The organism is uncultured Parabacteroides sp., assembly GCF_947855115.1.
GTDB lineage: Bacteria > Bacteroidota > Bacteroidia > Bacteroidales > Tannerellaceae > Parabacteroides.
Genome location: NZ_CANTZW010000040.1, coordinates 19,727 through 27,011, shown reverse-complemented (window position 1 = coordinate 27,011; position 7,285 = coordinate 19,727). Strand labels below are relative to the sequence as shown.

General features: G+C 40.9%; 3 protein-coding genes and 1 tRNA gene. 3 read left to right on the top strand and 1 reads right to left on the bottom strand.

Features of this window, described 5'->3' with window-relative positions:
- Positions 1–67 precede the first annotated feature (67 nt).
- Positions 68–151, top strand: a tRNA-Leu gene (locus Q0110_RS17065).
- Between the two features lie 219 nt (positions 152–370).
- Here the strand turns inward: Q0110_RS17065 and Q0110_RS17060 are convergent.
- The gene (locus tag Q0110_RS17060) at positions 371–2,926 is read right to left on the bottom strand and encodes an ATP-dependent Clp protease ATP-binding subunit (RefSeq protein WP_297909260.1); all 2,556 of its coding nucleotides are present in this window, start codon (positions 2,924–2,926) and stop codon (positions 371–373) included.
- 203 nt (positions 2,927–3,129) lie between these two features.
- Here Q0110_RS17060 and gyrA point away from each other — a divergent pair, with 203 nt between their 5' ends.
- The gene (gene gyrA, locus Q0110_RS17055) at positions 3,130–5,748 is read left to right on the top strand and encodes a DNA gyrase subunit A (RefSeq protein WP_297909257.1); all 2,619 of its coding nucleotides are present in this window, start codon (positions 3,130–3,132) and stop codon (positions 5,746–5,748) included.
- A gap of 42 nt (positions 5,749–5,790) precedes the next feature.
- Entirely contained in the window at positions 5,791–7,008 is a 1,218-nt protein-coding gene (locus Q0110_RS17050) for a tetratricopeptide repeat protein (protein ID WP_297909255.1), read from the top strand.
- The last annotated feature ends 277 nt before the right edge of the window (positions 7,009–7,285 follow it).

The following is a 7,285-nucleotide window of genomic DNA, read 5'->3' as shown; positions in this document are numbered from 1 at the left end:
GTTTCAGGTGCGAGTGGTTTTGCGATCGTGCAGGTTCGAGTCCTGTTCTGGGCACCCTTCCTAAAATGCGCAGGTGGTGGAATTGGTAGACACGCTACTTTGAGGGGGTAGTGCCGGTTACGGCGTGTGAGTTCAAGTCTCATCCTGCGTACAATTTTTTCAATGCTTGTTTGATTATTTTTCTCATAATTTATTTGCCTACCCATATTGATGTAGCCGAATATTTTTACGGGCTTTTTTATTCCTTGAAAAGAAAATAATACAGCATAATCTATTTTTTTTGTGTCAAAATGACTGAACATATAAATAAAAAAGCCGGACTCACGCCCGGCTTCTATGTTAATAAGAACTTATCTATTCGTAATAGATATTACTCATCGCCTTTCTTTTTGATAGAAGTCATGATTTTCTGTTCATCCTTATCAAAGTCTACAATAATCGTATCACCCTCACCTACAGAAGCACGGATAATCATCTCTGCCATCTCATCTTCCAAATATTTCTGGATCGCACGTTTTAACGGGCGGGCACCAAATTGAATATCATAACCTTTTGTCGCAATGAAATCTTTTGCTTCTTCAGTAATCGACAATTCATAACCCAAATTTGATACACGCTGATACAAACCCTGTAACTCAATATCGATAATCTTATGGATAGCGGCTTTATCAAGTTGATCAAACATAATGATATCATCCACACGATTCAAAAACTCTGGAGCAAACGCTTTATTCAAGGCTTTCTGAATCACACTGCGGGAGAAGTCCTTATCCGGCTCGCCAGCCATCTGCGTATTGAAACCAACGCCACGACCGAAATCTTTTAATTGCCGTGTTCCGATATTGGAAGTCATGATCAAGATTGTATTCTTAAAATCTATACGTCTACCCAAACTATCAGTCAAACGGCCTTCATCCAAAACCTGTAGCAACAAGTTAAATACATCCGGATGCGCTTTTTCAATCTCGTCCAATAAGACCACCGAATAAGGCTTACGGCGTACTTTCTCTGTCAATTGGCCACCTTCTTCATAACCAACATATCCGGGAGGTGCTCCGATCAAACGGGAAACAGCGAATTTCTCTAAATATTCACTCATATCAATACGTACCAGAGAATCAGCTGAATCAAATAAGTACTCGGCAAGTTTCTTGGCTAGGTGAGTTTTACCGACACCTGTCGGTCCTAAGAACATGAAAGTACCGATTGGTTTGTTCGGATCTTTCAAGCCGACGCGATTACGTTGAATTGCTTTTACGATCTTCTGAACTGCGTCATCCTGCCCGACCACTTTGCTTCTCAATACATCTGTCATCTCTAAAAGCTTGACATTCTCAGCCTTAGCAATACGTTGAACAGGTACACCGGACATCATGGCAACAACTTCCGCTACCTTCTCTTCATCAACTGTCTCTCGATGCTCCTGAAGTTCTTGTTCCCACTTTGCTTTCGCTGCTTCCAGTTGCAATAAATATTGGCGTTCCTTATCACGGAAACTTGCAGCTAATTCAAAATTCTGAGATTTCACTGCTGCTAGCTTCTCATTCTTCGTATCCTCTATCTTTGCTTCTAGTTCCTCGATACTTTTCGGGACAATAATATTAGATATATGTACACGAGAACCGGCCTCATCTAAAGCATCAATTGCCTTATCCGGGAAATTACGGTCACTGATATATCTTTCTGTCAATTTTACACAAGCTAACAAAGCATCCTCCGTGTATATCACATTATGATGCTCCTCATATCGAGGCTTAATGTTTCGCAAAATTTGTAAAGTCTCTTCCGCTGTAGTCGGATCAACGATCACTTTTTGGAAACGACGTTCCAAAGCACCGTCTTTCTCTATATTCTTTCGATATTCATCGAGGGTAGTAGCACCGATACATTGAATCTCACCACGAGCTAACGCCGGCTTCAGCATGTTCGCAGCATCCATGGAACCGGAGGCAGAACCTGCGCCTACAATCGTATGAATCTCATCAATAAACAGGATAATATTCGGATTTTTCGATAACTCGTTCAAGATGGCTTTAATACGTTCTTCAAATTGCCCGCGGTACTTCGTGCCGGCCACGATAGAAGCCATATCTAAGCTAATCACACGTTTATCGAATAATACTCGGGAGACCTTACGTTGGACAATGCGTAAAGCCAACCCTTCTACAATAGCCGACTTGCCGACACCTGGTTCACCAATCAGCACCGGATTGTTTTTCTTCCTGCGGCTTAAAATCTGAGCCAATCGCTCGATTTCCTTCTCACGTCCTACAATCGGATCCAGACGATTCTCTGCGGCGGCACGTGTCATATCCGTTCCGAAGTTATCCAATACAGGCGTATCATTAGGGGATTTTGGCTGGGTGGCTCCTGGTCCGGAAGTAGGACGCGATGTCTCTCGGCGGGAAGAGAAATTTTCTTCTTCGTCATCCTCCTCGTCATCCGTATATCCATCACTGATCTCATCGAGTTCTTTCATGTTATTGTTCGAACCCATCCCGCTTACTAATATATTATATGCGGACCGATAAGTAACACCCACACCATTCAACATCTTTGCGGCTACGTTAAATTCCTCTTTCAATATCGCAAGTAGGAGATGCTCCGTATCTGTCTCATCTTTTTTAAACAGGCGAGATTCCAGCATGCTCATACGTAAAACGCGCTCCGTAGTCTTACTTATAGCGATCTCATGCTGGACAGAACCCTCTGAATCGAATGTATTCTTTATTTCTTGCTCAATCTTACGCTTAATATCCATTGGGTCGGCATGTAGTTCTCGCAAGACACGTATTGCCTCACCTTCGCCTTCCCGAATAAGCCCTAGCATCAAATGCTCCGGTCCGATATAACTGTTCTGGAGCCTGACAGCTTCTTCGCGGCTATACTCAATCACATCAATCAATCTTTTCGAATAATTTTTCATATTAATTATATATGTACTGATTACGCAAAGTTACATAATCTATTCCAACTATCATCAAAATTCGTGCCATTATTCCTTAATAAGCCCAGAAAAGCCCGGGGGCACAAAATTTCAATACAAATTCTTTCGTAGTATATGGAAAAACCTTACCTTAGTGCAATTTTTCAGAGGTGAGATATTGAGTGTAATTAATATAAAACTAAATGGTTGATCAAGACAGAATTATTAAGATTAACATCGAAGAGGAAATGAAATCGGCATACATTGATTACTCAATGTCTGTTATAGTTTCGCGTGCTCTTCCTGATGTTAGGGATGGCTTTAAGCCAGTTCACCGCCGTATTTTATTTGGAATGAATGAGCTGGGCAACACATCCGACAAACCTTATAAGAAATCTGCGAGAATAGTTGGTGAAGTTTTAGGTAAATATCATCCACATGGCGACTCGTCTGTATATTTCGCCATGGTCCGTATGGCCCAGACATGGTCTATGCGTTATCCGTTAGTAGACGGACAAGGTAACTTTGGTTCGGTTGATGGCGACAGCCCTGCCGCTATGCGTTATACCGAGGCACGATTGAGTAAGCTCGCTGAAGAAATGCTCCGCGACATCGATAAGGACACGGTAGATTTCCAGCTTAACTTCGATGATACATTGAAAGAGCCGACCGTATTGCCGACTCGTATCCCCAACTTGTTGGTAAATGGTGGATCCGGTATCGCTGTCGGTATGGCCACCAATATGCCGACCCATAATTTAAGTGAGGTACTAGACGGCTGTATCGCTTATATTGATGCCAAGGGAGAGATCGAGGTGGAAGGTTTGATGCAATATATCAAAGCTCCAGATTTTCCAACAGGTGCTACCATTTATGGTTATGGGGGAGTAAAAGACGCTTTCGAAACGGGTAGGGGACGTATCATCCTTCGCGGTAAAGCAGAGATTGAAGTGGAAAATAACCATGAGAAAATTATCATTACCGAAATACCTTATTTGGTAAACAAGGCAGAACTGATTAAGTATATCGCAGATCTGGTTAATGAAAAGCGTATCGATGGCATTTCCAATGTCAATGATGAATCCGATCGTAGCGGTATGCGTATCGTGGTTGATGTAAAACGTGACGCAAATTCAAGTGTCGTACTTAATAAATTATATAAGCTTACGGCTCTGCAATCCTCATTCAGCGTTAATAATATCGCACTGGTGAATGGCCGTCCGAAATTACTTAACCTGAAAGACTTGATCAAGGCCTTTGTCGAGCACCGTCACGAGGTCGTAATCCGTCGCACGAGATATGAGTTGAAGAAAGCGGAGGAAAGAGCCCATATATTAGAAGGTTTGATCATTGCTTCCGACAATATTGATGAGGTAATCGCTATTATCAAATCTTCAAAAAGCCCACAAGAGGCCATCGGTCGTTTGATCGAACGTTTTTCTTTATCTGAGGTCCAAGCACGTGCGATTGTTGAGATGAGACTTCGCCAGTTAACAGGTTTGGAGCAAGACAAATTGCGTGCGGAATATGAGGAAATAGAGAAGTTGATTGCCTATTTGAAAGAGATCCTAGAGAATGAAGACCTTTGTATGAAGGTTATCAAAGATGAATTATTGGAAATCAAGGAGAAATATGGCGATGAGCGTAAAACTGATATTGTCTATGCCTCTGAGGAATTGAATCCGGAGGACTTCTATGCGGATGACGAGATGATTATAACCGTATCTCATATGGGATATATCAAACGTACCCCGTTAAGTGAGTTCCGTGCTCAAGGCCGTGGAGGGGTAGGAGCGAAAGGTTCCGAGACTAGAGACGAGGACTTTGTTGAGTATATCTATCCTGCCTCTATGCATGCGACTTTATTATTCTTCACGGCAAAAGGGAAGTGTTATTGGTTGAAGGTATTCGAAATTCCAGAGGGAGCTAAGAACACTAAAGGACGTGCGATACAGAACCTTTTAAATATCGAACCTGATGACAAGGTACAAGCGTTCATTCGTGTCAAGAAATTAACTACCGATACAGATTTCATCAACTCCCATTATCTATTATTCTGTACAAAGAAAGGTGTAATTAAAAAGACCTTACTGGAAGCATATTCCCGTCCTCGCCAAAATGGTGTAAACGCTATTACATTACGTGAAGATGATGGCTTGATCCAAGTATGCATGACAAATGGTAACAATGAGGTTATTATAGCGAATCGCAACGGTCGCGCTATTCGTTTCCACGAAAGTGCGGTACGTGTAATGGGCCGTACAGCCTCCGGAGTGAAAGGTATGACTTTAGACGAGGATAACACAGACGAGGTAGTCGGTATGATCTGCATCAAAGACAAAGAAAAGGAGACAGTACTCGTCGTATCAGAACAAGGATATGGAAAACGTTCTTCTATAGAGGATTACCGTATAACAAACCGTGGCGGTAAAGGTGTGAAGACCATTAACATCACGGAGAAAACGGGTAAATTGGTTGCTATCAAAAATGTCACGGATGAGAACGACTTAATGATTATCAACAAATCTGGTATCGCTATCCGTATGAAGATCGCAGATTTGAACGTAATTGGACGTGCTACTCAAGGTGTTCGCCTGATTAATCTGGAAAAGCGTAATGACGAAATCGCTTCTGTATGTAAGGTGTTGTCTGAGAGTGAAGAAGAGAAAGTGGAACAAAAAGCAGAACAAGAGGCCAGACAAGGAAACGAGGAAAGAGAAATTAGTGAGAGTCAAGTTGGTTTAGGCACTGATATCGATGTCGATTTGCCGGAATCAGAAGAGGATAACGGGCAAGATGACAACGAAGAAATAACTGAATAATTTTAAACAAATAGAAATATTAATCTCAAAATTACTATCACAATGAAACGAGTATTATTAACAGTGGCACTATGTGTCGCAGCATCAGCCTCCTTTGCACAGAAAAAAGCTGTAAATGAGGCTCAAAGTATTGCTAAGAGTTCAAATCCTGATTTCTCGGAAGCTAGGACTCTTATTAAAGGGGCTTTAGAGAATCCAGAGACAAAAGACCAAGCCAAAACTTGGTATGTCGCCGGTTTTATCGAAGATCAACAATTTAGTAACGAAAGAACTAAACAAGTTTTGGGTCAGCAACCGGATGAGCCTGTTATGTACGAGGCATTGGGTAGTATTTTGCCATACTTTGAGAAAGCATATGAGTTAGATCAGCTTCCCAATGAGAAAGGAAAAGTTAAGCCGAAGTTCACGAAAGATATCAAGGGTATCTTAGGAGCGAACCATGTATATTATATCAATGGCGGTGCTTACTATTTTGATCAGAAAGATTATCAAAAAGCTTATGATTTCTTTGAGCAATATTTGAAAATATCCGATATGCCAATGTTCAAAGGCGAGGCTGTCGCTGAAAGAGATTCAAACTTCATGACTGTTCAGTTCTATGCTGCTGTAGCGGCAACTCAGCTTAATGATTCTCAAAAAGCTATCGCTGCGTTAGAGCGTGCTAAAAACACAGATTATAGAGCAAGTGAGGTATATCAATACTTATGCTATGAATATGAGCAAGCTAAGGATACCGTAAACTTAGAGAAGACTTTGGAGGAAGGTTTGAACAAATTCCCGGAGGAACAATATTTCTTGATGAGCCTTATCAATAATTATATCTATTCCAATAGAAATGAGAAAGCTGTCGAGTATTTGAATACGGCTATCGCCAAAGATCCCAACAATCCGCAACTTTACGATGTAATGGGGCGTGTTTATGAAACAGGCTTGAAAGATTATGCTAAGGCTGAAGAGTATTTCAAGAAAGCGTTGGCAATCAATCCGGATTATATAGAGTCTCTTTCTAACTTAGGTCGTGTATATTACAACCAAGGTGTAAACAAGCAAGGTGAAGCCAATATGATCAATGACGCTAAGCAATATCAAGAGGAACTGGGCAAGGCCAAAGAATTCTTTAAACAAGCTCTTCCTTATTTCGAGAAAGCTCACCAAATGAAGCCAGAGGAAAGAGAATATATGACTGCCTTGAGAGGTATTTACTATAATTTAAACATGGGTGATAAATTCGACGCTATTGAAGCAGAGATGAATAAATAATCTTTCTTTTAGAATAAATTAGAACCGCCTAGTAGTCTTTTATATTTACTAGGCGGTTTTTTATTTGTCTGGATTATCAAATATTCCCAACCGATTACAAGATAATCAAAATGTCATACGGCACAAGACAGTTTAAAAATGTGTACGAGGTCTATTGTACGGAGAGAGAACCGGATACGCCTATTAAACATAATCGTAATTATAAAACAAAAGGGATAGCTTGTGTTTTATGCGAAGTTTATAGTTGTATCAAAGATACAGATCATTTTTCGTTATT

Bases quoted from the DNA above. Each gene is read 5' to 3' on its own strand.
- gyrA (WP_297909257.1), top strand. From the start codon at position 3,130: ATGGTTGATCAAGACAGAATTATTAAGATTAACATCGAAGAGGAAATG.
- Q0110_RS17050 (WP_297909255.1), top strand. From the start codon at position 5,791: ATGAAACGAGTATTATTAACAGTGGCACTATGTGTCGCAGCATCAGCC.
- Q0110_RS17060 (WP_297909260.1), bottom strand. From the start codon at position 2,926: ATGAAAAATTATTCGAAAAGATTGATTGATGTGATTGAGTATAGCCGC.